Raw genomic sequence first — 25677 nt, forward strand, 5'->3', positions numbered from 1 at the left:
GCCTGTCGAAGAACGCGGGACTCGCTCAGGCCGGAGCGAGGAAGCCGTCGAGCACGAGCTCGCGCACGGAGGGCAGGAGCGCGGTCCGCAGTGCCGCCTCGTCCACCTCCAGCAGCTGCGCGAGCGCGGCGACGATCTGCCCCAGTGACAGTTCGCCGTCGCTCGCGCCGACCAGCGCGGCCAGCGCGGGATCGGCCTGGACCGAGCGGCCGAATCCGCCGCCCTGCCGCAGCTCGATCACGCTGGGGTCGGCCGCGCCCGGCAGGTGGTGCCGCGACTCCGTCACGTCGGACGCCGTCTTCAGGTGCAGGGCGAGCAGCGCGTGGTCGTCGAGTGCGGCCACGCGGTCGTGCGCGGCCAGGACCGCGGCCAGGTGCGACCCCAGCGCGCCCTCTGACGGGATGGCCTGCGTCACCCGCTCGTAGCGCGCGAGGGTCGGCGCGCTCTCGGCTCGCCGCAGCAGGACGTAGCCGAAGCCGATGGCGCTGACCTTCCGCTCGGCGAAGTCGTCGAGCCATGCGTCGAGCAGGCGGTCGTGCTCGGGCGAGCCGGGAATCGTGCCGCCGTCTCTGATCCACATCTCGGCATACGCGATCGGGTCGAGCTCCTCGCGCTCGACGATCCAGGCGTCGAGAGGGATACCGGCGGACTCCACCCAGCCGCGCAGTCGGTCGAGTCCGTCGACGCCGGCGCGCGTCTCCCAGTTGCCCAGGAACTGCGCGACTCCGCCGGGAGCGAGATGAGCGCCCACGCCCTCGACCACGCTCTGCATGAGCGCATCGCCGACGAGCCCGCCGTCGCGGTACTCGTACTCGGGAACGCCCTGCACGCGCGGCGTGATGACGAACGGCGGGTTCGAGACGATGCGCTCGAAGGTCTCCCCGGCGACCGGCTCGAACAGCGATCCGCGACGCGTCTCGATCGCGCCCGTTCCCGCGAGCGCCGCGTTCAGATCCGTGAAGCGGAGCGCGCGCTCGGAGATGTCGGTGGCGACGACCCGGTCCGCGTAGCGGCACGCGCGCAGAGCCTGCACCCCGCAGCCGGTGCCGAGGTCGAGCAGGGAGGCGGCGGATGCGGGCAGCTGCAGCCCCGCCAGGGTGAGCGATGCTCCGCCCGCGCCGAGCACGTGGTCCTCGGCGAGCGCGCCGCCGCCCAGGGCGATCTCGTCGAGGTCGCTGGCGAGCAGCCACTCCCCGGGGCCGCGATCATCATGGAACGACTGCGGGCGGAGGACGGCGCGCGGCGTGACGACATCGGCGTCCAGCGTGGCGAGTCCGAGGTCGGCCAGCCCGCGGGCGCCGACGCGCGGAAGCGCTCGGTCGACGTCGGCGACCGGCTGCGCGACGCCGAAGATGAGCACCCGTGCGAGCACGGCGAGCGCGTCGTCGCGGTCTCGGATGGCGCGGAGGGCCGGGGCGCGCAGGCTGCGGCCGATCGCGTCATCCGCTGCCACTCCCCACATCGCGCGCAACGCCTCCGAGCGGAAGCGCGCGGCCGCGAGGTCGGCGGCGAGGTCGCGGGCGAGGGGGAGGTCGGGATGCGAGGTCACCCGCCCATTCAACCGCCTCCACCCTCAAGCGATCTCGAAGCGAGCTCTCAGCGCACTTTTAGCACTCTTCCCATGAGAGTGCTAAAACTGAAGTTGAGTCAGCAAGACTCAAGAAACATCCGGACACCGCCGAGCAGAGGGAGGACGATCACCATGGCGATGTTCTTCGATCCGTTCCGGGAGTTCGACCGCATGGCCGACCAGCTCATGGACCGTCAGGCGCCGCGGCTCATGCCGATGGACCTGTACCGGGAAGGCGACCACTACGTCCTGAGCGCCGACCTGCCGGGCATCGACCCCGGGAGCGTGGACATCGATGTCGACGGGCAGCTCCTGACCATCCGCGCGCAGCGCACCGGCCGGGGCGGCGAGGGCGTGAAGTGGATCACGCGCGAGCGCTCCACCGGCTCGTTCCTGCGGCAGCTGAACCTCGGTCAGGGCATCGACACGGAGGGCATCACGGCGACGTATGAGAACGGCGTGATGAGCGTGCTCATCCCGATCAGCGAGAAGGCCAAGCCGCGCAAGATCGAGGTGCAGCAGTCGGGCGAGGGCGCGCAGACGCTCACGCAGATCACCTCCTGATCCCGCAGACCGGAGAAGGGCCGAGGCCGGTGGCGTCGGCCCTTCTTCCTGCGCGGGGTCAGACGTCGCGGCGCGCGCCCTCCGACGGCGTCACCGTGAAGGTGTGCGGCGCGGTGAAGCCGCGCTCGGCGAACGCCTCCTCGACCGCGCGCGAGACGACGTCGAGGCTGTCGGCCTCCACGAGCGCGATCGCCGCTCCGCCGAACCCGCCGCCCGTCATGCGCGCACCGAGCGCGCCGGCGCCGAGAGCCGCATCGACGGCGGTGTCGAGCTCGGCGACCGAGATCTCGAAGTCGTCGCGCATCGAGGCGTGCGACGCGACGAGGAGCTCGCCGATCGCCAGCGGCCCCGCCGCCCGCAGGGCCTCGACGGTGTCGAGCACGCGCTGGTTCTCCGTGACGATGTGGCGCACGCGCCGGAACGTCACGTCATCGAGCGCCTCCTCCGCGCGGGGCAGGTCCGCGACGGACAGATCCCGCAGCGACGGCACGCCCATCTCCGCGGCGCCCTTCTCGCACGACGCCCGGCGCTCCCGGTAGCCGCCCGTCGAGTGCGCATGCTTCACGCGGGTGTCGATGACGAGGAGCGCGAGGCCGGTCGCCGTGAAGCCGAGGTCGACCGACGCGGTCTCGAGCGTTCGGCAGTCCAGGAACGTCGCCGCGTCCAGCCGGCCGAGGGTCGACGAGACCTGATCCATGATCCCGGTCGGCGCTCCGACGGCCTCGTTCTCGGCGGTGCGGCCGATCTTCGCGATCGACAGGCCGTCGAGGCCGAGCTCCCACAGGTCGTTCAGCGCAGAGGCGGTGGCCCCTTCGATTGCGGCGGAGGACGACAGCCCGGCGCCCACCGGCACGTCGGACGCGAGCGCGATGTCGAGCCCGGCGACCTCGGCCGCCGGCCGCCCGGTCGCGGCGAGCGCCGCCCACGCGACGCCGAGCGGGTACGCCGCCCACGCGACGCCGAGCGGGTACGCCGCCCATTCCGGCACCGTGCCCTCCGCCACCGCGTGCCCGGCCGGTCCGTCGAACGTCGCCGCCAGCGCGTCGAGCGACAGCGCGAAGGGCTGGCGATCCAGCGTCGAGATCACGCGCAGGGTGCGATCCGCACGGATGCCGACGGCGGCATACGTCCGGTGCTCGATCGCGAACGGCAGCACGAAGCCCTCGTTGTAGTCGGTGTGCTCGCCGATGAGGTTCGCCCGGCCCGGCGCCGACCAGACACCATCGGGTCGGCCGCGGCCGAACTCGCCGAAGAGCTGCTCGGCCTGCTCACGTGCCCCGGTCATGCGTTCACCGCCTCGCGCAGCCGATCTGCGGACTGCTCCGGCGGCACATCGCCGATCCACGCGCCCATGGCGGCCTCCGATCCGGCGAGGTACTTCAGCTTGTCCGCCGCGCGCCGCGGCGACGTCAGCTGCAGGTGCAGCCGCACGGTGTCGCGCGCGACGTCGACGGGCGCCTGATGCCAGGCGGCGATGTACGGCGTCGGGGTGTCGTAGAGACGGTCGACGCCGCGGAGAAGTCTGAGGTAGACGGACGCGAGCTCATCGCGCTCGGCCTCGGTCAGCGCGGCGAAGTCGGGAGCGTGCCGGCGCGGCGCGAGATGCACCTCGACGGGCCAGCGCGCCGCGAACGGCACGTACGCGATCCAGTGCTCGGCCTCGAGCACCACGCGCGGGCCCTCCTCCTCGAAGGCGATGATCCGCTCGAACAGGTCGGCGCCCTCGCGCTCGATCGCCGCGAGCAGCAGCTTGGTCCGCGGCGTGATGTAGGGATACGCGTAGATCTGGCCGTGCGGATGGTGCAGCGTCACGCCGATCTGCTCGCCCCGGTTCTCGAAGGGGAAGACCTGACGGATGCCCGGCAGGGCCGACAGCGCGGCGGTGCGGTCGGCCCACGCCTCAATGACGGTGCGCGCGCGGGTGACCGACTGCGTGCCGAACGAGCCCTCGCGCTCGGGGCTGAAGCAGACGACCTCGCAGCGGCCGACCGAAGTGCGACTGCGACCGAGGCCGGGGGCGTCGAGGTCCGCCAGGCCCTGCGGCGGGTCGACGGCGACCGGAGCGTCGCCAGTGGCGGCGTCGAGCGCGGGCCCGAACGACGGCGACTTGTTCTCGAAGACCGCGACGTCGTAGAGGTCGGGCACCTCCGAGGGGTTCGTCGGGCTCTGCGGCGCGAGCGGGTCGAGGTCGGCGGGCGGCAGGAACGCCCGGTTCTGCCGTGCGGCGGCGACCGAGATCCAGTCGCCCGTGAGCACGTCGCGGCGCATGGTGGCGGTCTCGGGGCGGCCGCCGAGCTCGCGCTCGTCCAGGCGCCGCGCGGCGGGCAGCGTCGTGCCGGGGTCGTCGTAGTAGATGAGCTCGCGCCCGTCCGCGAGGCGCGACACGCGCTTCACGACTCCGGCGCCCAGCGTCGTGGCCGGTGCCTCCATGGCTTCTCCTTACCGCGCGAAGCCGCGCGTGTTGACGTCAACATGAGGGTAGTGCAAAGTGGGTCGGAGGAGAAGGGAGCGCCATGCCTCAGGTCTCGGCGGCTGACGTCGCCCGGCTCGCCGGCGTCTCCGGACAGACCGTCTCGCGCGTGGCGAACGGCTCCCCCCGAGTGGATCCGACGACGCGGGCGCGCGTCGAGGCGGCCATGGCGCAGCTCGGCTACCGCCCCAACCGCTCGGCTCGCGCGCTGCGCACGGGCCGCACCGGCACGATCGGCGTCGTCGTGCGCACGCTCGCCTCGGTCGGCAACACCCGCATGCTCGAGGCGGTGACGGCCGCGGCGTCCGCTCGCGACCACGCGGTGCTCGTCGTCACGCTCTCCGCCGCCGACGACCGGGTCGCCGCCGATGCCGCCTTCGCCGCCCTGCGCGACCACGGGGTCGACGGCGCCGTGGTCCTCAACGAGGCGACCCCGACCATCCACGACGCCGCCGAGCCCGGCTTCCCGGTGGTCGCCGTCGACGCCGACGCGAGCGAGCGGTTCGCCGCCATCGCGTCGGACCACGCCGGCGGGGCGGCGAGCGCGACCGCGCACCTGCTCGCGCGAGGGCACCGCACGGTCCACCACATCGCCGGGCCGCGCGGGTCGCTCGCCGCACGTGAGCGCGAGCGCGGATGGCGGGAGGCGCTCGAGGCTGCGGGAGCGCCGGTTCCCGAGGTGCTGCGGGGCGACTGGACCGCGCAGACCGCGCGCGAGCTCGCCGACGGGCTCGTCCCGGACCTCGCCGTGACCGCCGTCTTCGCCGCCAACGACCAGATGGCGCTCGGCGCGCTGCACGCCGCGCATGCGGTCGGCCGGCACGACCTCGCCGTCGCCGGCTTCGACGACGTGGTGGACGCGGCGCACTACTGGCCGCCGCTCACCACCGTCGCGCAGGATTTCGAGGAGCTCGGGTCCGCGGCCATCCGACTGCTGCTGGGACTGCTGGACGGCGAGCCGACACCCCCGCACACGGTGGTGCCGACGCGGCTGATCGTGCGGGAGAGCTCCCGGCCGCCGCGCTGAGGCGACCGCTCGCCCGGCACGCCTCGCAGGGCGCGCCCAGCCGTGTTCGTAGGATTGAACGGTTCCGTGCGCCCCCAGCACGACCCGACGAGCAGGAAGCCCATGACGCGACGCGGCACGGCCGAGGCCCCCCGATGCCTGCGGCTTCTCGGTGCGCCCGTCGCGGTCGCGCTGGCCCTGCTGGGTGCGGTGTCGCCCACGGGGGCATGGCCCGCCGCGGCCGCCGCCGTCGACCCGGATCCTCCCGCGCGTTCATTCGGCACGGCCGACACCGACAAGGGCGCCGACGACCGGGTCGGCATGCTGGCGGAGGTCGACGAAGGCGGCGCGGAGGAGCCCGTGCTGTCGCTGCTGCCCGACCAGGACGGCGTCGTGCGCTCGCCCGATCAGCTCGCGGCGACCGCCACGGTCGAGAACCGCGGCGGCGAGGCGCTGCCCGCGGGCACCCTGACGCTCGGCATCGGCCGCGACCCGCTGACCGATCGGGCGGCCCTGGACGCCTGGGTGTCGGAGGGCCGCACCGACATCCCCTTCGTCGCCGCGCAGACCACACGCATGGACGAAGTCGGCCCCGGCGACACCGCGACCGTCGAGCTCTCGCCCGACGACGTCGACGACCTGCGGCCGGGCGTGTATCCGCTGCGAGCGACTCGGGAGGCGGCGGGGTCGTCGCTGCGCGGCCGGAGCGTCATCGTGGTGGCGGGCGACGACAGGGCGCCCGCATCGGTCGTCGTTCCGATCACGGCGCCACCCACCGCGGAGGGCCTGCTTTCGGCGGATCAGATCGCGCAGCTCACCGAACCGGGCGGCGCGCTCGCCCAGACGCTCGACGCCGTCGCCGGCACGTCCGCGGTGCTCGCAGTGGACCCGGCGATCCCGGCGGCGATCCGAGTGCTGGGCACCGCCGCCCCCGCCTCCGCTCTCGACTGGCTCGAGCGCCTGGAGCAGCTGCCGAACGAGCGCTTCGCCCTGCAGTTCGGCGATGCGGATGCGGCCGCACAGGTGCAGGCCGGGTTGCCGGCGCCCCTCGCGCCGACGAGCCTGCGCGCCTTCGAGAGCGGGCAGAACTTCGAGGCGACGGTGCCGACCCCGTCGGCCGCGCCCATCGACGAGGCCACCCCCGAGCCGGCACCGGAGCCCGAGTACCCGTCCCTGGAGGAGCTCCTCGCCATCGGCGAGGAAGCCGCCCGCGTGTACTGGCCCGCCGAGGGCACCGCCGGGCCGGATGTCGTCGAGGCGCTGTCGGCCGACGGCGGGCTCACGCTGCTCCCCTCCACGGCCACGAGCGAGGGGGCGGATGGCACGGGCGTGCCGTCTCGAGCGGAGGGCGCGCTCGTCTACGACGACGGCGTCTCCGACGAGCTCACCGCCGCCGCGTTCGACGACGACGCCCACGAGCAGGCGCTCGTGGCATCCTCCGCCGACCTGTGGTTCGCCGCCCGTGAGACGGGCGACACGCCTCTTCTCGTCGCACTCGACCGCGTCTCGTACGCGACCGCCGAGGAGGACGCTGCCCCGGCCATCCGCACCGAGGACAGCCTGCGCGACGCCATCGAGAGCGTCACGCGCAACCCGTCGATCGCGCCGGCCCGGCTGAGCGACGTGCTCGACGCGACGCCGCACGCGGTCACGGTCGACGACGGCGCGCGAGCCGACGAGCGGATCGACGCGGTGACGGCGTTCACATCGGCCGAGCCGCAGCTCGCGCACATCGCCACCGCGCTCGCCGAGCCCGAGCTCCTCACGGGGCAGGCGAGGGCGGAGGCGCTCCAGCTGCTGGCGGTGGGGTGGCGCGACGACGAGGACGCGTGGCGCGCGGCCCTCGGTGCGCACGCCGAGAAGACCGCGCAGCGCATCGACGGCGTGGGCGTCACGGTGTCGGAGCAGGTGCAGCTGCTGAGCGCGGAGGCCCCGCTGCCCGTCTGGGTGCGCAACGGCCTCGCCTGGCCGATCACGGTCGTGCTGGACGTCTCGCGCGACAGCGTGCGCCTGGACGTGCAGGAGCGCATCGAGGTCGAGGTGCCGCCCGGCAGCAACCCGCGCGTGGAGATCCCCGTCGAGGCGCGCGTGGGCAGCGGCGAGGTGCAGCTCGCGGTCTCGCTCTTCACTCCGACGGGCGAGCAGATCGGGCCCGTGCAGAACATGAACGTCACGGTGCGCGCCGAGTGGGAGCGCATCGGCATCGTCGTGCTGTTCGGCCTCGTCGCGATCCTCCTCGTCGGCGGCGTCATCCGCACGGTGCTGAAGACGCGACGTCGGCGGCGCGAGCGGGCGGATGGCGCGGGTGCGAACGGCATGGATGACGCGAGCGGGTCGGATGGCGCGAGCGCCGGGAAGAAGGACGCATCGGATGAGTAGTCTCGGCCGCTCCAGCGCCATGATCGCGGCCGGAACGCTCGCCTCGCGCGTGCTGGGCCTCGTGCGCTCCATCGTGCTCGTCACCGTCATCGGCGGCGCCGCGACCGCGGCCGGCGACGCGTTCACGAACGCGAACCAGCTGCCCAACAACATCTACATGGTCATCTCCACGGGCATCCTCACCGCGGTGCTCGTGCCGCAGATCGTGAAGTGGAGCGCCCGGGAGGACGGCGGCAACGCCCACATCTCGAAGCTCATCACGCTCGGCGCTGTCCTCCTCGCCGGCGTCGCGCTCCTCGCGATGGCGCTGGCGTGGCCGCTCGTCTGGATTTACTCGAGCCGCTTCTCGCCCGAGCAGCTGACGCTGGCCGTGCTGTTCGCGTACTGGTGCCTGCCGCAGATCTTCTTCTACGGGATGTTCGCGCTGCTCGGCGAGACCCTCAACGCGCGCGGCGTCTTCGCCCCGTACGCGTGGGCGCCGATCGTCAACAACGTCGTCTCGATCGCGGGGTTCCTCGGCCTGCTGTGGGCCTACGGCGGCGACCGGGTCGCCCTGGCCGACTGGCAGCATCCGGACGGCTCGTGGGATCTGCTGCGGATCGGCCTCCTCGGCGGCATCGCCACCCTCGGCATCGTCGCTCAGACGGCCGTGCTCGTCCTGTTCTGGCGGCGCACGGGGCTCAGCATCCGCCCCGACTTCCACTGGCGCGGCATCGGCCTGCGCGCCGTGGGCAAGCTCGCCGGGTGGACCTTCCTCATGATGCTCATCGGGCAGGCGCTGTCCGCCTACCAGCAGACGCTGCTGTCCGGCGCCTCGAGCCAGGGCCCCGCGTCGACGACCTGGTTCAACGCGTGGCTGGTCTTCATGCTCCCGTACTCGGTCATCGTGCTCTCGATCGGCACCCCGTACTTCACCCGCCTCAGCGAGCACGCCGCGGCGGGCCGGGACGATGACGTCCGCGCGGACATCGGCCGGGCCATCCGCACCCTCGGCGTGCTCTGCGTGCTGGCGGCCGCCGCGGTCATCGTCGCTGCAGCCCCCGCTGCGCGCATCTTCAACAACAGCCGCGACGACGCCCTCGCGGCCGCCCCGGTGCTCATCGGCTTCCTCATCGGGCTCGTTCCGCTGGCGGTGCAGTTCGTCGTGCAGCGCACGTTCTACGCGTACGGCGACACTCGCACCCCGTTCTGGTTCACGGTCTTCCAGGCGGTGGTGGCGGCGGCGCTCGCGACGGTGTCGTTCCTCGTGTTCTCGACCGACGAGCGGCTGCCGTTCCTCGGCGCCGCCATCGCCGCGGGGCAGTCGATCTCGAGCCTCGCCCAGGTGATCCTCGCGTCGTGGCTGCTGCGCCGCCGGCTCGGCCCGCTCGGCATGGGCGGCTCGCTGCGCGCGCTGCTGCGGTTCACGGTCGCCGCGCTGCCGGCCGCCGCCGCCGGATACGGCGTGTACCTGCTCACCGGGGGCGCCGACGGCTGGATGCTCGCCGAGAAGCTCCCGGCCGTGCTGGGCTGCGCGGTGATCGGCGCCGTCGTGGCGCTCGTCTACGTGCTGGCGCTCGCGGTGCTCCGTGCGCCCGAGCTGAAGGCGATCACGCAGCTGCTGCGCGGGCGCCTCCGGCGCTGACCCGCGCGCGGGTTCGCCAGCCCGCGGGTCTGGTTCGCCAGTGCGGGGGAGCCGGAGATCGGCGCGGAAGCGTGTCGCCCGCACTGGCGAACCGAGGGTCGTGCGCGCTCAGTTCTCCTGGCGGAGCACGGCCACCCCGCGCGGGGGCAGCACCGTGCCGCCGATGAGCGGTTCGCCGGCCACGCCGTCGAGCGGCAGCTCCTCATCCGTGCGGTTCAGCACGAAGGCGAAGCGCGCATCGGCCGTGCCGCGCACCGTGAGGGCCGCGCGCCCGCGCAGCGCCTCGGGAAGCTCCGACACCACGCCCGCGCCCGACAGCAGCTCCGGCACGATCGACGCGAGGCCATCCGCCGCCAGCCGCGTCGTGACGTACGCCGCCGAGCCCTCGCCGACGCGGCGACGCGTGACCGCGGCACCGCCCGCGAGCTCGTCGTCGGCGTAACGCGCGAGCACCTCGACTGCCGGATCGACGACGTCGACGGGCTCGCTCCACAGCGAGCCCTCGACGCCGGAGTCGAGCGCGATCGTCTCCCCCGGGTACAGCGGACGGAACTCCTCGACTCGCACGCCCAGCAGGTCGCGGAAGGCCCCGGGGTAGCCGCCGAGCCAGGCGCGATCGTCCTCGTTCACGACGCCCGAGAAGTACGTCGTGACGAGGTGGCCGCCGGCCTCGACGTAGCCCGTGAGCGTGGCGGCGAGCGCCTCCGGAACCGCGTAGAGAACCGGGGCCACGACCATCCGATAGCCGGACAGGTCGACATCGGCCGGCACGACGTCCGCGCGGACACCCGCGTCGCGCAGCGCCGTCCACCAGTCGAGCGCCTCCTGCCGATAGCGCAGCAGCTCGGTCGGGTGCGAGTCGAGCTCGCTCCCCCACCACGAGTCCCAGTCGAAGAGGATGGCCACGGGTGCGGCCACCGCGTCGGAGCCCGCGACCGCATCGAGGTCGCGCAGCAGACCGCCGAGCTCGACCACCGACCGGAAGATGCGGCTGTCGGCACCCGCGTGCGGCACCATCGCGGAGTGGTACTTCTCGGCGCCGGCCGCCGACTGCCGCCACTGGAAGAAGCAGACCGCGTCGGCGCCGTGCGCGACGTGCGTGAGCGAGTCGCGCACGAGCTCGCCGTCGCGCTTGGGACGGTTGACGCTCTGCCAGTTCACCGCGCTCGTGGAGTGCTCCATGAGGAACCACGGCCGCCGATGCGAGATGCCCGACACCAGCGCGGCCGAGAAGGCCAGCTCGTCGTACGACTGCGGACCGGGGTGCCGGTAGTGGTCGTTGGAGACGAAGTCGAGCTCGTGCGCCCAGTCCGCGTAGTCCGCGTGCTGGGTCTCGCCCATCACCATGAAGTTCGTGGTCACCGGGATGTCGGGGGTGATCCGGCGCAGGATCTCGCGCTCGGCGACGTAGTGATCCTTGAGCGCATCGGAGGAGAAGCGCTTGAAGTCGAGCTGCTGCGTGGGGTTCGGGTGGGAGTCGACCTCGCGCGGCGGGAGGATCTCGTCGAAGGCGCCGTACTGCTGCGACCAGAACGCCGTTCCCCATGCGTGATTCAGGCGCTCGATCGAGCCGTAGCGCCGTTCGAGCCACCCGCGGAACGCGCGCGCGGCGTCGTCGGAGTAGTCCCACGCGTTGTGGCACCCGAGCTCGTTGTTGACGTGCCAGGCCACGAGGGCGGGATGGTCGCGGTACCGCTCGGCGATCGTCTCGACGAGGGTGAGCGCGTAGTCGCGGAAGATCGGCGAGGTGGGTCGCCAGTGCTGGCGGGCGCCCGGGGAGAGGATGCGCCCGTCGTGCGTCACGGGCAGCACCTCGGGGTGCTTGCGGGTGAGCCACGGGGGCGGCGACGCGGTCGCGGTGGCGAGGTCGACGCCGATGCCGTTGGCGTGGAGGAGGTCGATGACGTCGTCGAGCCACTCGAAGTCCCAGCGGTCCTCCGCGGGCTGGAGCTTCGCCCACGAGAAGATGCCCACCGAGACGACGTCGACGCCGGCCTCCCGCATGAGACGCACGTCCTCGTCCCACACCTCGCGCGGCCACTGCTCGGGGTTGTAATCCGCGCCGTACGAGATGCGCGGGGTGGTGCCGTCGGGGGTGCGCAGCCAGCGGTGCGTCTGCATGGGGTGTCCTTCTCTGCGGATGGTCGTGGGCAGGAAGCGGGGCGCGTCGCGTCACGACGCGCCCCGCCGCCATGGGATCAGTCGGTCGTGAAGCCCTGGTCGGCGCCGTACTTCTTCAGCGTCTCCTCCCAGTCGGCGAGGCCGTCGGCGACGGTGGTGTCGCCGAGGAACGCCTGGCCGACGGAGTCGCCGAAGACGGTGTTCGCGTAGACCTGGAAGGGCAGGTACTGCCAGCCCTCGACGACCGCGGCCGACGAGTCCGCGAACACCTGGTTGGCCTGCTGGCCGCCGAAGTAGTCGAACTCGGCGTTCAGGAACTCGTCGGACTCCAGCTCGGCGACGGTCGCGGGGAAGGCGCCGCCGTCGATGCGGGTCTGCACGCCGTCGCCGGCGTTGGCGTACTCGATGAAGGCGTACGCGAGCTCCTTGTTCTCCGCCTCAGCCGGGATCGCGAGCGAGCTGCCGCCGTTCTCGGACGACGTGACCTCGCCCTCCTCCCACTGCGGCATCGGGGCGACGCGCCAGGCGCCCGCACCGTCGGGTGCGCTGCCCTCGAGATTCGCGGGCATCCACGCGCCGATGGGGAGCGTCGCGATGGTGCCGTCGGCGAGGCCGGCGAACCACTCGTCGCTCCATCCCGCGATCGGCGAGATGAGCTCCTCGTCCAGCATGGTCTGCCACAGGTCCGAGTAGCGCTTCGCGCCCTCGTCGCCGGTGAGGTCGAGGGACACGTTCGTGCCGTCGACCGTCCAGGGAGTGCCGCCCGCCTGCCACATGATCGAGCTCGCGAGGCCCGCGTCGCCGGAGTCGTTCGTGATGTACATGTCGGGGTTCGCCTCGTGCAGCGTGCGGGCGGCCTCGAGGTACTCGTCCCACGTCGTCGGCACCTCGATGCCGTACTCGTCGAACACGTCCTTGTTGTAGAACAGCGCCATGGGGCCGGAGTCCATCGGCAGGCCCACGATCGCGTCGCCCGACTGCACCGACGACCAGGGTCCGGGCGCGTAGGTGCCGTCGAGGTCCGACGCCCCGTAGTCGCTGAGGTCCTGCAGCGAGTCCTGCAGGGCGAACTGCGGCAGCGCGTAGTACTCGACCTGGGCGACGTCGGGGAGGCCGTTGCCGGCGGTGATCGCGTTCTGCAGCGCGGTGTACGAGTCGATGCCCGTGCCCACGTTGACGAGATCGACGGTGACCCCGGGATTGTCCGCCTCGAAGTCCTCGACGACCTGGTCGAGGGTGGGCTCCCATGCCCAGACGGTGATGGTGCCGCCCTCCTCGACGACGGCCTCGGTGTCGACCTCCGCGTCTGCTCCCGAGCAGCCCGCGAGGGCGAGGGCGGCGACGCCGGTGAATGCGGTGCCGATCAGGACGCGGCGGCCCGTACGGCGGATGGTGCTGGTCATCTGGATCTCACTCCGTTGTGTGTAGGGGGTTGGCGGAAGGGACGAGGGTCATTCCTTGACGGAGCCGGCAGCCAGACCCGACTGCCAGAACCGCTGGAGGAACAGGAACGCGATGATGAGCGGCACGATCGTGAGGAGCGAGCCGGTGAGGACGAGGTCGAAGATCGCCGTGCCGCCGGCCGTGGCCGCCTGCGCGTTCCACTGGTTGAGGCCGATGATGAGCGGGTACCAGTCGGGGTCGCGCAGCATGATCAGCGGCAGGAAGTAGTTGTTCCAGGTCGCGACCATCGTGAACAGCAGCACCGTGACCATCCCCGGCGCCAGCAGGCGGATGGCGACCTGCCAGAAGATGCGGAACTCGCTCGCGCCGTCGATCCGCGCCGCCTCCATGAGCTCGGTGGGCACGGCCTCCGCGGCGAACGTCCACATGAGGTACAGGCCGAACGGCGAGATGAGCGACGGGATGATCACCGACCAGGGCGTGTTCGTCAGGCCCATCGAGCTGAACATGAGGAACGTCGGCACGGCCAGCGCGGTGCCGGGCACCGCGACCGCGCCGATGATGACCGCCAACACGGCCTTCCGCCCCGGGAATTCGTACTTCGCGAGCGCGTAGCCGCCGAGGACGGCCAGCAGCGTCGCGCCGCCCGCGCCGACGACGACGTAGAGGAGCGTGTTCGCGAACCAGCGGAGGAAGATGCCGTCGTCGTACGTGAGCGCCCGCGCGATGTTGTCGAAGAGGGCGAAGTCGCGCCCGAACCACAGCCCGAACGTCGAGAAGAGGTCGGACTGCGTCTTCGTGGCGTTGATGACGAGCCAGATCAGCGGGATCAGGGAGTAGACGAGGATGATGCCGGTCAGCACCGTGAGGAGCACGCTGCGGCGCGGGCGGTCGATGGTTCCGGCCGACGAGCGGCGAGCTCCCTGACGGGCGGCACCGGGGCGAACCGTGACGAGGCGGGTGGTGGTGCTCATGTCAGTCGGCCTTCCGCATTCCGCGCAGCTGCACCACATAGGCGATGACCATCGTGATGAGGCCCATGATGATCGCGACCGTCGCGGAGTAGTTGAGCTGCTGCCCCGCGAAGGCGAGGTTGTAGGCGTAGAGGTTGGGCGTGAACGAGGTCGTGATGGCGTTCGGCGCCAGCGACGACATGATGCTCGGCTCGTTGAAGAGCTGGAAGCTGCCGATGATCGAGAAGATCGTGGCGACCACGAGCGACCCGCGGATGGCCGGGATCTTGATCGCGCGGATGATCCGGAACTGGCTGGCTCCGTCGATCGCCGCGGCCTCGTAGAGCGATGTCGGGACGACGCGCAACGCGGAGTAGAAGATGAGCATGTTGTAGCCGACGAACTCCCACGTCACGACATTGCCGATCGACGCGAGGATGAGGTCGGGCGAGAGCAGGTCGGGCAGCTGGACGCCGAGGAAGTCCTCGAGGTTGCGGACGAGGCCGAAGCGGTTGCCGTACATGAAGCCCCACATGAAGGAGGCGACGACGGCCGGCACGGCGTAGGGCAGGAAGATCGCGATGCGGAAGAAGTTCCGCCCGTAGAGGCGGCCGCTGTCGATGGCGAGGGCTGCGATCAGCGAGATCGCCAGCATCACCGGCACCTGGATGGCGAGGAACAGGACGACGCGGCCCAGCCCCTGCCAGAACGCGCCGTCGCCGAAGGCGCGCAGGTAGTTGTCGAGGCCGACGAACGCCGTGCCGCCGACGAGCTGGGAGCGGAAGAGGCTGAGGTAGATCGAGTACACGATCGGCGCGAGGAACACGAGCGCGAACACGATCATGAACGGCGCGAGGAAGCCCCATCCGGTCCAGCGGCCGCGCGCATGACGCGCCGCTCGCATCTGGGTCCGTCCCGGTGGCTTGACCGGAACGACAGGCGACCCTGTTGTCATCCTGAGATCCTCCGCTGCATCGACAGGAGTGGTGCGAACCACTATGTTTGCGTAAACATAGCATTCCCCCCGGATGGCCGTGCAAGTCGTCCGGGTCACGATACGGTTTCAGGACGATGGCAGAAGACCCAGTTCCCCCGCGGACGCGGCGGCGGCGTTCGACGGAGAACCGACCGGTCTCGATGGCCGACGTCGCCACGCGCGCGGGCGTCTCGGCCCAGACCGTCTCGCGGGTGGCGAACGGATTCGGCGGGGTGCTCGACGAGACGCGCGCCGCCGTGATCGCGGCCATGGAGGAGCTCGGGTACCGGCCGAACAGCGCCGCCCGCGCGTTGAAGCTCGGGTCGTTCCGCACCATCGGCGTCATCTCGAGCACGCTGTCGACCATCGGCGACGTGCGCACCATCGAGGCGATCGCGCACTCGGCGGCGCTGGAGGGGTATACGACCACGCTCATCCCGCTGCGCGCGCAGGGCGAGGGCGGCGTGAAGCGGGTGTACTCCCGTCTGCAGGAGCTCGCCGTCGACGCGCTGATCCTCAACATCGAGAAGCAGCTGCTCGACCGCGCTGAGGTCCTCGTGCCGCCCGGGGTGCCGATCGTGCTGATGGACACCAGCCCGGACGGCATGCACATCGTCGTCGACACCGACCAGTTCGACGGTGCGCGTCAGGCCACCGAGCATCTCCTGAGCCTCGGCCACCACACGGTGCGGCATCTCGCCGGTCCTGAGGACTCCCACCCCGCGCAGCGCCGCCTCGAAGGGTGGCAGCGCACGCTCGAGGACGCGGGCCGGCCGGTGCCGGAGCCGGTGCGCGGCGACTGGACCGCGCAGTCGGGATACGAGCGGGGGCGCATCCTCGCCGAGGACCGGTCCTGCACGGCGGTGTTCTGCGCGAACGACCAGATGGCACTCGGCCTGTACCGCGCGCTCCGCGAGGCGGGGCGACGCGTGCCGCACGACGTCAGCGTGGTGGGCTTCGACGACACCGCCGACGCGATCGCGTACGACCCTCCCCTGACATCGGTGCGTCAGGACTTCGCCGACGCCGGACGACGGGCCGTCAGCGCGGCGCTGGCTCAGCTCCGCGCGGGCGAGGAGAGCACTCCCCGCATCGACGTGGTGCCCACCGACCTCGTCGTGCGCGCGAGCACCGCAGCGCCCTCCGGTCTCCCGGCCATGGCCATCCGCCCAGCCCGCGAGGAATAGGCCGGACGTACCATGGGTTGACCCATGCAGACACCTCAGGAGGCGTGCGTGCGACAGCTCATCATCATCGGTTCCGGCCCCGCTGGATTCACCGCGGCGATCTATGCGGCGCGGGCGAACCTGCAGCCGCTCGTGATCGCCAGCTCCGTGGAGGTCGGCGGTGAGCTCATGAACACCACCGAGGTCGAGAACTTCCCCGGCTTCCCCGAGGGCGTCATGGGCCCCGACCTCATGCAGAAGATGCAGGAGCAGGCCGAGAAGTTCGGCGCGGAGATCCGCTACGACGACGTCACCGAGCTCGATCTCTCGGGCGCCGTGAAGAAGGTCACGCTCGGCAGCGGCGGCGTGGAGGAGGCCGAGGCGGTCGTCTTCGCCACCGGCTCCGCGTATCGCAAGCTCAACGTGCTCGGCGAGGACCGTCTCTCCGGTCACGGCGTCTCGTGGTGCGCGACCTGCGACGGCTTCTTCTTCCGCGAGAAGGAGATCGCGGTCGTCGGCGGCGGCGACTCCGCGATGGAGGAGGCGACCTTCCTCACGAAGTTCGCCTCGAAGGTGTACGTCATCCACCGTCGCGACAGCCTGAAGGCGTCGAAGATCATGCAGGACCGCGCGCGCGCGAACGACAAGATCGAGTTCGTCTGGAATGCGGAGATCGCCGAGGTCCTCGGCGAGTCCGAGGTCGAGGGCGTCACGCTGCGCGACACGGTGACCGGTCAGACGCGCGATCTCGCGCTGCAGGGGCTCTTCATCGCCATCGGCAACGACCCCCGCACGCACCTCGTGCACGGTCAGCTCGACCTGGCTCCCGAGGGCACCATCGCGGTCGACGGGCGCTCCTCGCGCACCTCGATCCGCGGCGTGTTCGCCGCTGGCGACGTCATCGACCCCTCCTACCGCCAGGCCGTCACGGCTGCGGCCTCCGGGACGGTCGCGGCGCTCGACGCCGAGCACTACCTCGCGTCGCTCGCCGACGCCGGGCAGCCGGAGCCCGCCGAAGACCAGCTCGTCGAAGCCTGACCCGGGAACAGCGGAGCGCCATCCGCTGTTCTCCCCGATAGCACTGCTGAAAGAAGGAGATCTCATGAGCAACGTCAAGGCCACCACCTCGGCCACTTTCGAGCAGGATGTGCTCCAGGCCGACGGCCCGGTGCTCGTCGACTTCTGGGCCGCCTGGTGCGGTCCGTGCCGCATGGTCGCGCCCGTCCTCGACGAGATCCAGTCGGAGAACCCCGACAAGATCACGATCGTCAAGCTGAACGTGGATGAGAACCCCGACCTGGCCATGAAGTACCAGATCACGTCGATCCCGGCGATGAAGGTCTTCCAGAACGGCGAGGTCGCCTCGACCATCATCGGCGCCAAGCCGAAGTTCGCCCTCGAGCAGGACCTCGCGCCCTACCTCGCGTAAGACGCCCTGCACTTCCCGTGAAGCCTCGGACTCCGGTCCGGGGCTTCTCGGCGTCTCAGGCCCGATCTGAGGCAGTCAGCCTCGGTCGACGACGCGCACGACCGCGTCCCAGCGCCGGTGCGTGTTCTCCTGCCCGACGAGGCGCCAGACGGCCTTCGTGAGCTCGGGATACTCCGCGGCGATCAACCGCAGCACGCGCTGATTGCGGGCGTGCGTCGGACGCAGGCCGCCATCGGCCTCGATGTGCTCGGCGCGGAGCGTGAAGACGACGAGCTCATCGACGGTGGGCAGGTCCTCCATGAAGTCCCAGGGATCCTCGCCCTCGCGCAGCCGCTCGTGGATGAGGGCCGCAAGCTCGTCCTTCGCCTCCGCGCGCAGGACCTCGACGCTGGCGCGTCGACGGGGAAGCGAACGGTCGGGGAGATCCACCTGTCCAGGGTACGCGTGTGCGCCCGGCCCAGGGCCGGGCGCACACGTCGAGCAGCGGCTCTCAGTGGTTCTGCAGTCGGTCGATGAGCTCGCCCTTGCGCAGCTTCGAGTAGCCGGTCATGCCCAGCTCCTTGGCCCGCTTGCGCAGTTCCGGAACGGTGCGGTCCTCATAGCTCTCCGCGTGGCCACCGCGCTCTCCGACGGCGCTCCGGCCATCCCGCGCGGCCGCGTTGGCGATGCGAGCGGCCTTCTCTGCCGATGCGCCGTCGTCGCGGAGCTTCTCGTAGAGCTCCTCGTCCTTGATCCTCGGATTCGGCATGTCGTCTCCGCTCTCAGAAGGGGCGGCCTCCGGTCACGGGGATGACCGCGCCGGTGACATAGGTCGACTCGTCGCTCGCGAGGTAGACGTACGCGCCCGCGAGCTCCGCCGGCTGCCCCGCCCGGCCGAGGGGCGTGTCGGAGCCGAAGGTCTGCACCTTCTCCGAGGGGAACCCGGTGGCGGGGATGAGCGGCGTCCAGATGGGTCCGGGAGCGACGGCGTTGACGCGGATGCCCTTCTCCGCGAGCTCCTGCGCGAGGGCCTGCGTGTACGCGACGAGCGCCGCCTTGCTCATGGCGTAGTCGAGCAGGCCGGGCGAAGGCTCGGACGCCTGAATGGACGTCGTCACGATGATCGAGCCGCCGGCGGGCATCTGCGGCACGGTCTCACGCGCGAGGACGATCGCCGAGATGAGGTTCGTCCGGAAGACCTTCTCCACCTCCGCGACCTGCATCGAGTCGATTCCCTCGCGCTGGCGCTGGTACGCCGCGTTCGGAATGAGGATGTCGATGCCACCGAGCGCCTCGCGTGCTGCCCGCACGAGCTCCACCGTCTCCTGCTCGGACGTCAGGTCGACGGGGAACGTCGCGCAGACGCGCCCCTCGGCTTCGACGAGGCGCCGGGTCTCCTCAGCGTCCGCGTTCTCCTCGGGCAGGTAGGCGATGGCCACGTCGGCGCCCTCACGGGCGTAGGCGATCGCCACCGCGCGCCCGATGCCGGAGTCTCCACCGGTGATGAGCGCCTTGCGACCCGTGAGCCTCCCCCGACCCACCCAGCTGTCCTCGCCGTGATCTGGCTCGGGCGTCATGTCCTCGGTCAGGCCCGGCTGGTCCGGCTGCTCCTGCTCAGGGAACGGTCCCCCCGACTTGGCGTCGCGCGGATCCGCGCCACCCTGCGCTGCGGTGCTTCCTGCATTCTCGGTCGTGCTCATGCGGCTTCGTCCCCCCGGCTCGGATTCGACAGGTCGTGCACTGCCGACGCTACGAAGCGCGGGAGACGGCCGCACCCCCTTGACGGGGCCGCGACCGATGACCTAGTTCCGCGGAGAACGGCTGCGATCAGTCCTGGTAGGCGGTCTCGCCGAGCTCCTCGAGCATCCGATTCAGGTCCTGGATGGACGCGAAATCGATTGTGACCTGGCCTTTTCGCGCCGTCAGCTTGATCTTCACCTTCGTGCTCAGCCGGTCCCCGAGCCGATTGGCCACGTCGTCGAGGTACGCGCGGCGCGCGCCTCCCTGCGGACGCGTCGTGCGCGTCGGCGAAAGCGAGCCGACAGCCGTGATCTGCTTGGCGGCGGCTTCGGCAGCGCGCACAGACAGATCCTCGTTCACGATCTTGTCCGCGAGCTGCTGCATCTGCTCCTCGGTCTCGAGAGAGAGGATGGCCCGTGCGTGCCCTGCGGACAGGACGCCGACGGCGACGCGCTGCTGCACCGGGACGGGAAGGCGCAGCAGGCGGATGGTGTTGCTGATCTGCGGCCGAGAGCGGCCGATGCGCTGCGCCAGCTGCTCCTGCGTGATGCCGAAGTCCTCGAGCAGCTGCTGGTAGGCGGATGCCTCTTCCAGGGGGTTCAGCTGCGAACGGTGGAGGTTCTCGAGGAGAGCGTCCCGCAGAAGGTCTTCGTCTGCGGTGTCGCGGATGATCGCGGGAATCTCCGTCAGACCGGCGTCGCGCGACGCACGGGTTCGCCGCTCGCCCATGATGAGCTCGTACGTGCCGTCGCCCTTGTCGCGCACGACGACGGGCTGCAGCACACCGAACTGCTTGACACTGTGGACGAGTTCGGCGAGATCGTCGGGATCGAAGTTCGTGCGCGGCTGACGGGGGTTCGGCACGATGGAGGCGGGATCGATGTGCACGAGCCGGGCTCCGGGCACCGCGATGAGATCATCCGCGGCGGGGGCGGTCGGCGCCTGGCGCGCCTCACTCCCCTGCTTCTTCGTGCGGGAGGACGGCGTCTTGGTGTCGACCGGCGCGGAGGACGAGAAGAAGACGTCGACAGGACGCTCGTCGCTCAGCTCCGACGTGGGGATCAGCGCGCCGATTCCACGCCCTAGACCAGTTCGTTTCGCCATCAGGCTCTTCCTTCCTCGGCACCGGCGACGCCACGTCGCACGATCTCCAGCGCTGCTTCGCGGTACGCGATCGCGCCCGCGGAATTGCCGTCATATGAGATGACCGTCTTGCCAAAGCTCGGCGCTTCGGACACACGCACGGACCGTGGGATGACGGTCTCCAGCACCTCGCCCGAGAAGTGCCCGCGCACCTCGTCGGCGACCTGCTGCGAGAGGCGCGTTCGCGCGTCGAACATCGTGAGCAGGATGGTCGTCAGCCGCAGACGGGGATTCAGATGCTTCTGGATGAGCTGGACGTTGCCCAGCAGCTGACTCAAGCCCTCGAGGGCGTAGTACTCGCACTGAATGGGGAGGAAGACCTCCGTCGCAGCGGTGAAGGCATTGATCGTGAGCAGCCCGAGAGACGGCGGGCAGTCGATGAGCACGAAATCGAGAGGCTCGTCGCGATGCTTGAGGTACTCCGCGAGGGCGGTCTTCAGACGCTGCTCGCGGGCCACCTGCGTGACAAGCTCGATCTCCGCGCCGGCGAGGTGAATGGTGCTCGGCGCACACAGAAGGCGCTCGTTCTCCGGGCTCGGCTGGATGACATCCGCAAGCGCGACGTCTTCGATGAGCACGTCGTACACGCTCGGAGTCTCCGCCGAGTGCGGGATGCCGAGCGCCGTGGATGCGTTGCCCTGAGGATCCAGATCGATCACCAGCACCTGCCCGCCGAGCGAGGCAAGGGCCGCTGCGATGTTGACGGTGGTCGTGGTCTTTCCCACCCCGCCCTTCTGGTTCGAGATCGTCATGACTCTCGTCGCACCAGAGAACGACACCTGCGTCTTCTCGAGGGCCCGACGGCGTGCCGACAGATTCGCCAGTTCTCGCGCGATCGGGCTGTCATCGGGCTGTGACACGTTCCCGGACTGTTTCACGTGAAACACTCATCCCTTCGCTGCGGTCAGGCCTCTCCTACTCTAACCGGCACACCGGCCAGCTCCCCGCATTGCGCGGCACCCTCGTCGGGACCCACAACGCGGTGCGATGCATTGGGAGCATCGCCTTTCCGCGGAACCCACGCGGTGGAGAGGGCCGTTTCACGTGAAACATCAAGCGTCCTGCGGCATCCATGCAGCCACCGGAGCGGGCGGTACAGGGATCCCGGCTGCGGGCGCGAAGCCGCGGGTGCGGGCGCGACAGGGCAGCCATCTCGCCTCGCTCCTCCTGCCACTAGACGCAAGGGGGCGCTTCGGAACCAGTCCTGGGTGTGACCTGGCGATATATTGCTGTGGTCGGGAGATCGGAGATCGAGAGTTGGACGAGGGCCGAACCGTGGAGCACGGTGGCACCCACGGCGCCATCGTCAACCTTGGTGCGGCCGATGTTTCACGTGAAACGTGGGCGCTGACCCCACAGAGGCGGATGCCCCGCCAGTTTCGCACTGGCATGATGCTCGAACGAGGCCTGCAGGCGTTCCTTCTCGTCGCCCGGCCGAGCGTTCACCACCCCACGCTAATCACACTTGATGACCTAGAAAGCGCGGCTGCCCGTCGAGGTACTGGGTACACAGCCGACGAGGCGCTCGTCCGCGACTTCGTATGCAGCGCTGTGGCACCCCGGTACGAGCGTTTCACGTGAAACGGTGGCGTGCGGCGCCGGCCGTGAGTACTACGCTGCCGCCCACGACGATCGCTTCGTCGAGGCCGCGCACTGAACGCGTGCGATGTGCGCTGGACCGCGTCACCCGACCGTACCGGTCCCTCAGTCGCGTTGAGGAGACGGTATGCCCGTCCGCCCTGCCCCCGCAGATGTTCGCGTCGGCCGCTCCCGCCGCGCCTGCGCGCTGGCTGTGTCGACGGTGGCCCGCAAGCGCACGGTGGGAACGCGCAAACAGTGCCGTCGGACGCGCCTGCCGCCAACCACTATTCTCGCCCGCGGCGGGACGCGATCCCGCGGGGTCGTCCGCGTGCGATGACGCACAGGCGCGGTGCCGGTGACCATCTGTGCTCACCTGGTCACGAAAACACCAGGCGAACCTTGGCGGTCCGGGGGCGCCCTGCCCATACGATCCCGGACCAGCCGCGGTTGCGTAACGGCGCCGCGGTCGTGTTTCACGTGAAACGCTCCCTCACGGGTCTGCGAACGAACGTTTCGTTTCACATGAAACATCACGTGCATCGCTGCGTCTCGGCGACCAAGAACACACGTGCACACTGCGTGACTAACCTCATCGCTTGGAGGCGACTCCGAGGATGATCTGCGGGGCCCGAATGGCCGAGGAAGAAACGACCGCGCCCATGTCGATCAGAAGTCCCTCGCCACCGCAAACGCCCCGTTTCACGCGAAACGGAGATGTCGAGCGTCCACCCGAACATTGCCCCACTCCACGGAGGAAACCAAACTCTGCATGTGCGGAGCGCCACGTCATTCCTCACGAGGGCATGACAATGGCGCTAGAACGACGCCCTCGGTTCCGTCGTCATCAACCCCATTGTCCGACCCCGCCGGTGTCCCGCATGTCGGCCAGTTGCGCGCGGCGGTCGCCGTTGGTCTCGGGTCACAGGTGGCGGAGGGGTGAACACTGCGACCAGACGGTTGATCCACTTCGCACCGGAACGGAGCCGCAGACGACCCGCAGAACACGAACTGAGCTCCCGCCACCGCGTACCCACCGCGTCACTAGGATAGCCACACAAGACACACCTGATGGGAAGTACGGGACACCACGGCATGTGGCCACCCGCGATGGCCCGCAAATCTCCTGCGCACATGGCAGCGATATATTGGTAGCTCAGCGTGAAGGGAGCAACCATAGAGCGCAAGCCCGGCGACGAATGCTCGCCGTGGCACACCACGGTCTTACCCACGACGTAGGCCGGACACCGCTGCACGGTTGCTCATACGGCGGGCTGCTCACGCTGACCGCGGACGGGGGAGGCGAACCAACGGACCGCCGGCGACGCAGCCGGCTACCACACAGAGCAGGGACGCCTCAGCGGACGATGGCGCGAACCACTCGGGTGGGCTCCGCAACCACGCCCTCGCCGATGACCTCGACGCGGACATCCGAGAGCTTGTACTTGCGGATGGCCTTGGCCGCGGCATCGACCTCGGTCGGCGCGTTATGACCCTTGAGCAGGATGAGCTCTCCGCCGTCGCGCACGAGGGGAGCGGTCCACGGAATGAGGGTTCGCAGCGCTGATACCGCACGCGCCGTCACCGCATCGAGCATTCCCTCGTAGCGTCCGGACTCCTCAGCGCGCGTCCGCTCGACGACCACGTTCTCGAGACCGAGCGCGTCCACCTGCTCGTTGAGCCAGATCGTCCGACGCTCCATGGGCTCGATGAGCACCCACTGCACATCCGGCCGAGCGATCGCGAGCACGATCCCCGGAAGGCCGGCGCCCGACCCCACGTCTCCGACGCGGCCACCGGCGGGGAACAGGGGAGCGGCGACGGCCGAATTGAGGATGTGCCGCGACCACAGCCGCGGGACCTCCTGCGGGCCGATCAGGCCGCGCTCCTCGCCATGCTCCGCCAGGGCCCGGGCGAACGCCCGCGCGCGTTCGATGCCCTCACCGAAGAGCGCTGCAGCCTCTGCCGGCTCCGGCTCGAGGGCGTCGAGTGCCGACATCAGGCGCGACGGATGACGGTGTGGCGGTCCGGGCCTTCGCCGTACGACTCCGACACCAGACCGCGGTCGGCGGCGATGTCGTGGATGAGCTTGCGCTCGTACGACGACATGGACGGCAGGGACGCCTGCGACGCGCCTTCCTCGAGCTTGGCCATCGCGGCGTCGACGAGCGTCTCCAGCTGACGACGACGGACGTCACGCGAGCCTCCGACATCCAGGATCAGGCGGGAGAACGAGCCCGTCTCGTTCTGCACGGCGAGGCGTGTGAGCTCCTGAAGCGCTTGAACCGTGTCGGGGTGCGAGATCACGCGCAGTGACGCATCATCCGACTCCACGGAGACGTAGGCGCGCCCCTGCCGCACGTCCAGCGTCAGATCGCCGTCGATGTCGGCGATGTCCAGCAGCCCCTCCAGGAAGTCGGCCGCGACGTCGCCCTCGCGCTCGAGCTCCGCGTCGGAGGGGGCGTCGGTCTCAGGTGCGGTGGGGGAGTTCATGGCGTCCATTCTCAGATGATGCGGGCGGGCGTGCGACGTCAGCTCGCGCTGCCGTCGTCGCCGACGGGCCGCTGCTGCTTCTTGGCGCGCTTCGCGCTCATCGGCTGCTGACGCTTCGGCTGCTTCGCGCGAGCCTCCTCAGCGCGGCGCAGCAGCTCCTGCTGCTCTGCCTCGTACTCGGCGATCGTGACGACCTTGCCCTGGCTGTTGAGCGCCTTGCCCTTGCGTGCGAGGCGCTCCTCCCGCGCCTTCGCCGCCTCGGAGCCCGGGGTCGGCAGCTCGCGGATGACGAGGAACTGCTGGCACATCGTCCAGAGGTTGTTGAAGAACCAGTACGAGACGACGCCGAGCGGGAAGAAGACACCCGAGAAGATCATCGCGAACGGGATGATGTAGAGCATGATGCGCTGCATCTGGTACGCCTGACCGCTCTTGGCCTCGGCAGACATGTTCTTCGACACGATCTGCAGCTGCGTGAAGAACTGCGTGCCGATCATGAGCGCGACCATGATGACCAGGATGACCGTCGTTCCCACCCAGCCGTCGGGGCGAGTCACGAAGGCGTCGCGGAGGGTCTCTGACAGTGGCGCGATGTCGAACAGCTTCGCGTTGTTGAACTGTTGCGTGAGGTCCGCGGAGAGCAGGCCCACGCCGCCGATGCCCTCGTTCGCGTGCGCCTTGACGTCGAGCAGCGTGTAGTACAGCGACAGGAAGACCGGCATCTGCACGAGCAGCGGCAGGCAGCTGGAGACCGGCGAGGTGCCGTGCTTCTTGTACAGCGCCATCGTCTCGCGGCTCATCGCCTCACGGGAGAGCTGGTCCCGCTTGCCCCGGTACTTCTCCTGGACCTTCTTCATCTCAGGAGCGATTTCCATCATCTTGCGCTGGCTCTTGATCTGCTTCACGAAGAGCGGGATCAGGACGGCGCGGACGACGACGACCACGCCGGCGATGGAGAGGACCCAGGTGAGTCCGCCATCGACCTGCATGCCGAGGAACGTCAGGAGCGAGTGCCAGCCGACGAGGATCATTTCGATGACCCAGCGGATGGGCCAGAGGATGATTCCGAGGAAGTCCACGGA

At 70.3% G+C, this 25677-nt stretch carries 22 protein-coding genes; 7 read left to right on the forward strand and 15 right to left on the reverse strand.

Going from position 1 to position 25677, the window contains the following annotated elements; genetic code table 11:
• Positions 1–25: 25 nt before the first annotated feature.
• Entirely contained in the window at positions 26–1549 is a 1524-nt protein-coding gene (locus D7D94_RS10465) for a DUF7059 domain-containing protein (protein WP_246171771.1), read from the reverse strand.
• A gap of 153 nt (positions 1550–1702) precedes the next feature.
• Here D7D94_RS10465 and D7D94_RS10470 point away from each other — a divergent pair, with 153 nt between their 5' ends.
• On the forward strand, positions 1703–2134 hold the full coding sequence (locus D7D94_RS10470; protein ID WP_156242548.1) for an Hsp20/alpha crystallin family protein: 432 nt from the start codon (positions 1703–1705) through the stop codon (positions 2132–2134).
• Between the two features lie 58 nt (positions 2135–2192).
• Here the strand turns inward: D7D94_RS10470 and galK are convergent, their stop codons facing one another.
• Both galK and galT read right to left on the reverse strand, forming a co-directional pair.
• The gene (gene galK / locus D7D94_RS10475) at positions 2193–3419 is read right to left on the reverse strand and encodes a galactokinase (RefSeq protein WP_156242549.1); all 1227 of its coding nucleotides are present in this window, start codon (positions 3417–3419) and stop codon (positions 2193–2195) included.
• Positions 3416–4564 carry a galactose-1-phosphate uridylyltransferase gene (gene galT, locus D7D94_RS10480; RefSeq protein ID WP_156242550.1) on the reverse strand — a complete coding sequence of 383 codons (1149 nt, stop codon included), beginning with the start codon at positions 4562–4564 and terminating at the stop codon, positions 3416–3418. The genes galK and galT overlap by 4 nt, the downstream gene beginning before the upstream one ends.
• 83 nt (positions 4565–4647) lie before the next feature.
• Here galT and D7D94_RS10485 point away from each other — a divergent pair, with 83 nt between their 5' ends.
• The 3 genes from D7D94_RS10485 to murJ all read left to right on the forward strand — a co-directional run bounded on the left by D7D94_RS10485 (position 4648) and on the right by murJ (position 9613).
• Complete coding sequence (locus D7D94_RS10485) at positions 4648–5631, forward strand: LacI family DNA-binding transcriptional regulator (RefSeq protein ID WP_156242551.1); 984 nt, start codon at positions 4648–4650, stop codon at positions 5629–5631.
• Positions 5632–5733: 102 nt separating this feature from the next.
• Positions 5734–7989, forward strand: coding sequence for a DUF6049 family protein (locus D7D94_RS10490; protein ID WP_156242552.1), 2256 nt, complete (start codon positions 5734–5736; stop codon positions 7987–7989).
• Positions 7982–9613, forward strand: coding sequence for a murein biosynthesis integral membrane protein MurJ (murJ, locus tag D7D94_RS10495; RefSeq protein ID WP_156242553.1), 1632 nt, complete (start codon positions 7982–7984; stop codon positions 9611–9613). The genes D7D94_RS10490 and murJ overlap by 8 nt, the downstream gene beginning before the upstream one ends.
• Before the next feature lie 108 nt (positions 9614–9721).
• Here the strand turns inward: murJ and D7D94_RS10500 are convergent, their stop codons facing one another.
• The 4 genes from D7D94_RS10500 to D7D94_RS10515 form a co-directional block, all read right to left on the reverse strand.
• Positions 9722–11734, reverse strand: a complete 2013-nt coding sequence (locus tag D7D94_RS10500) for a beta-galactosidase (protein WP_156242554.1) — start codon at positions 11732–11734, stop codon at positions 9722–9724.
• Positions 11735–11811: 77 nt separating this feature from the next.
• Positions 11812–13137, reverse strand: coding sequence for an ABC transporter substrate-binding protein (locus tag D7D94_RS10505; protein ID WP_156242555.1), 1326 nt, complete (start codon positions 13135–13137; stop codon positions 11812–11814).
• Positions 13138–13185: 48 nt separating this feature from the next.
• Positions 13186–14112 carry a carbohydrate ABC transporter permease gene (locus D7D94_RS10510; RefSeq protein ID WP_156242556.1) on the reverse strand — a complete coding sequence of 309 codons (927 nt, stop codon included), beginning with the start codon at positions 14110–14112 and terminating at the stop codon, positions 13186–13188.
• A 1-nt stretch (position 14113) separates the two neighbouring features.
• Positions 14114–14995: a carbohydrate ABC transporter permease gene (locus D7D94_RS10515; protein ID WP_156242557.1), complete on the reverse strand. Its 882-nt coding sequence runs from the start codon at positions 14993–14995 to the stop codon at positions 14114–14116.
• A 233-nt stretch (positions 14996–15228) separates the two neighbouring features.
• Here D7D94_RS10515 and D7D94_RS10520 point away from each other — a divergent pair, with 233 nt between their 5' ends.
• The 3 genes from D7D94_RS10520 to trxA all read left to right on the forward strand — a co-directional run bounded on the left by D7D94_RS10520 (position 15229) and on the right by trxA (position 17662).
• Entirely contained in the window at positions 15229–16254 is a 1026-nt protein-coding gene (locus tag D7D94_RS10520; RefSeq protein WP_216648656.1) for a LacI family DNA-binding transcriptional regulator, read from the forward strand.
• A gap of 48 nt (positions 16255–16302) precedes the next feature.
• Positions 16303–17271: a thioredoxin-disulfide reductase gene (gene trxB / locus D7D94_RS10525; protein ID WP_156243420.1), complete on the forward strand. Its 969-nt coding sequence runs from the start codon at positions 16303–16305 to the stop codon at positions 17269–17271.
• A gap of 64 nt (positions 17272–17335) precedes the next feature.
• The gene (gene trxA, locus D7D94_RS10530; RefSeq protein WP_156242559.1) at positions 17336–17662 is read left to right on the forward strand and encodes a thioredoxin; all 327 of its coding nucleotides are present in this window, start codon (positions 17336–17338) and stop codon (positions 17660–17662) included.
• 75 nt (positions 17663–17737) lie between these two features.
• Here the strand turns inward: trxA and D7D94_RS10535 are convergent, their stop codons facing one another.
• From D7D94_RS10535 to yidC, 8 genes are all read right to left on the reverse strand, one after another.
• Complete coding sequence (locus D7D94_RS10535) at positions 17738–18091, reverse strand: tryptophan synthase subunit alpha (RefSeq protein WP_156242560.1); 354 nt, start codon at positions 18089–18091, stop codon at positions 17738–17740.
• 61 nt (positions 18092–18152) lie between these two features.
• Positions 18153–18410 carry a DUF7218 family protein gene (locus D7D94_RS10540; protein ID WP_156242561.1) on the reverse strand — a complete coding sequence of 86 codons (258 nt, stop codon included), beginning with the start codon at positions 18408–18410 and terminating at the stop codon, positions 18153–18155.
• A 13-nt stretch (positions 18411–18423) separates the two neighbouring features.
• Positions 18424–19341 (reverse strand): SDR family oxidoreductase, encoded by a 918-nt coding sequence (locus tag D7D94_RS10545; protein WP_156242562.1) that lies wholly within the window; start codon positions 19339–19341, stop codon positions 18424–18426.
• 127 nt (positions 19342–19468) lie between these two features.
• Complete coding sequence (locus tag D7D94_RS10550; protein ID WP_156242563.1) at positions 19469–20485, reverse strand: ParB/RepB/Spo0J family partition protein; 1017 nt, start codon at positions 20483–20485, stop codon at positions 19469–19471.
• On the reverse strand, positions 20485–21411 hold the full coding sequence (locus tag D7D94_RS10555) for a ParA family protein (protein ID WP_156242564.1): 927 nt from the start codon (positions 21409–21411) through the stop codon (positions 20485–20487). The genes D7D94_RS10550 and D7D94_RS10555 overlap by 1 nt, the downstream gene beginning before the upstream one ends.
• Before the next feature lie 2048 nt (positions 21412–23459).
• A complete protein-coding gene (gene rsmG / locus D7D94_RS10560; RefSeq protein ID WP_156242565.1) occupies positions 23460–24101 on the reverse strand; it encodes a 16S rRNA (guanine(527)-N(7))-methyltransferase RsmG in 642 nt (213 codons plus the stop codon).
• Positions 24101–24604 (reverse strand): Jag family protein, encoded by a 504-nt coding sequence (locus D7D94_RS10565; protein ID WP_156242566.1) that lies wholly within the window; start codon positions 24602–24604, stop codon positions 24101–24103. Before D7D94_RS10565 ends, rsmG begins: the two co-directional genes overlap by 1 nt.
• 29 nt (positions 24605–24633) lie before the next feature.
• Positions 24634–25674 (reverse strand): membrane protein insertase YidC, encoded by a 1041-nt coding sequence (yidC, locus tag D7D94_RS10570; RefSeq protein WP_156242567.1) that lies wholly within the window; start codon positions 25672–25674, stop codon positions 24634–24636.
• Between the last annotated feature and the right edge of the window lie 3 nt (positions 25675–25677).

The organism is Microbacterium oryzae, from assembly GCF_009735645.1.
Lineage (GTDB): Bacteria > Actinomycetota > Actinomycetes > Actinomycetales > Microbacteriaceae > Microbacterium > Microbacterium oryzae.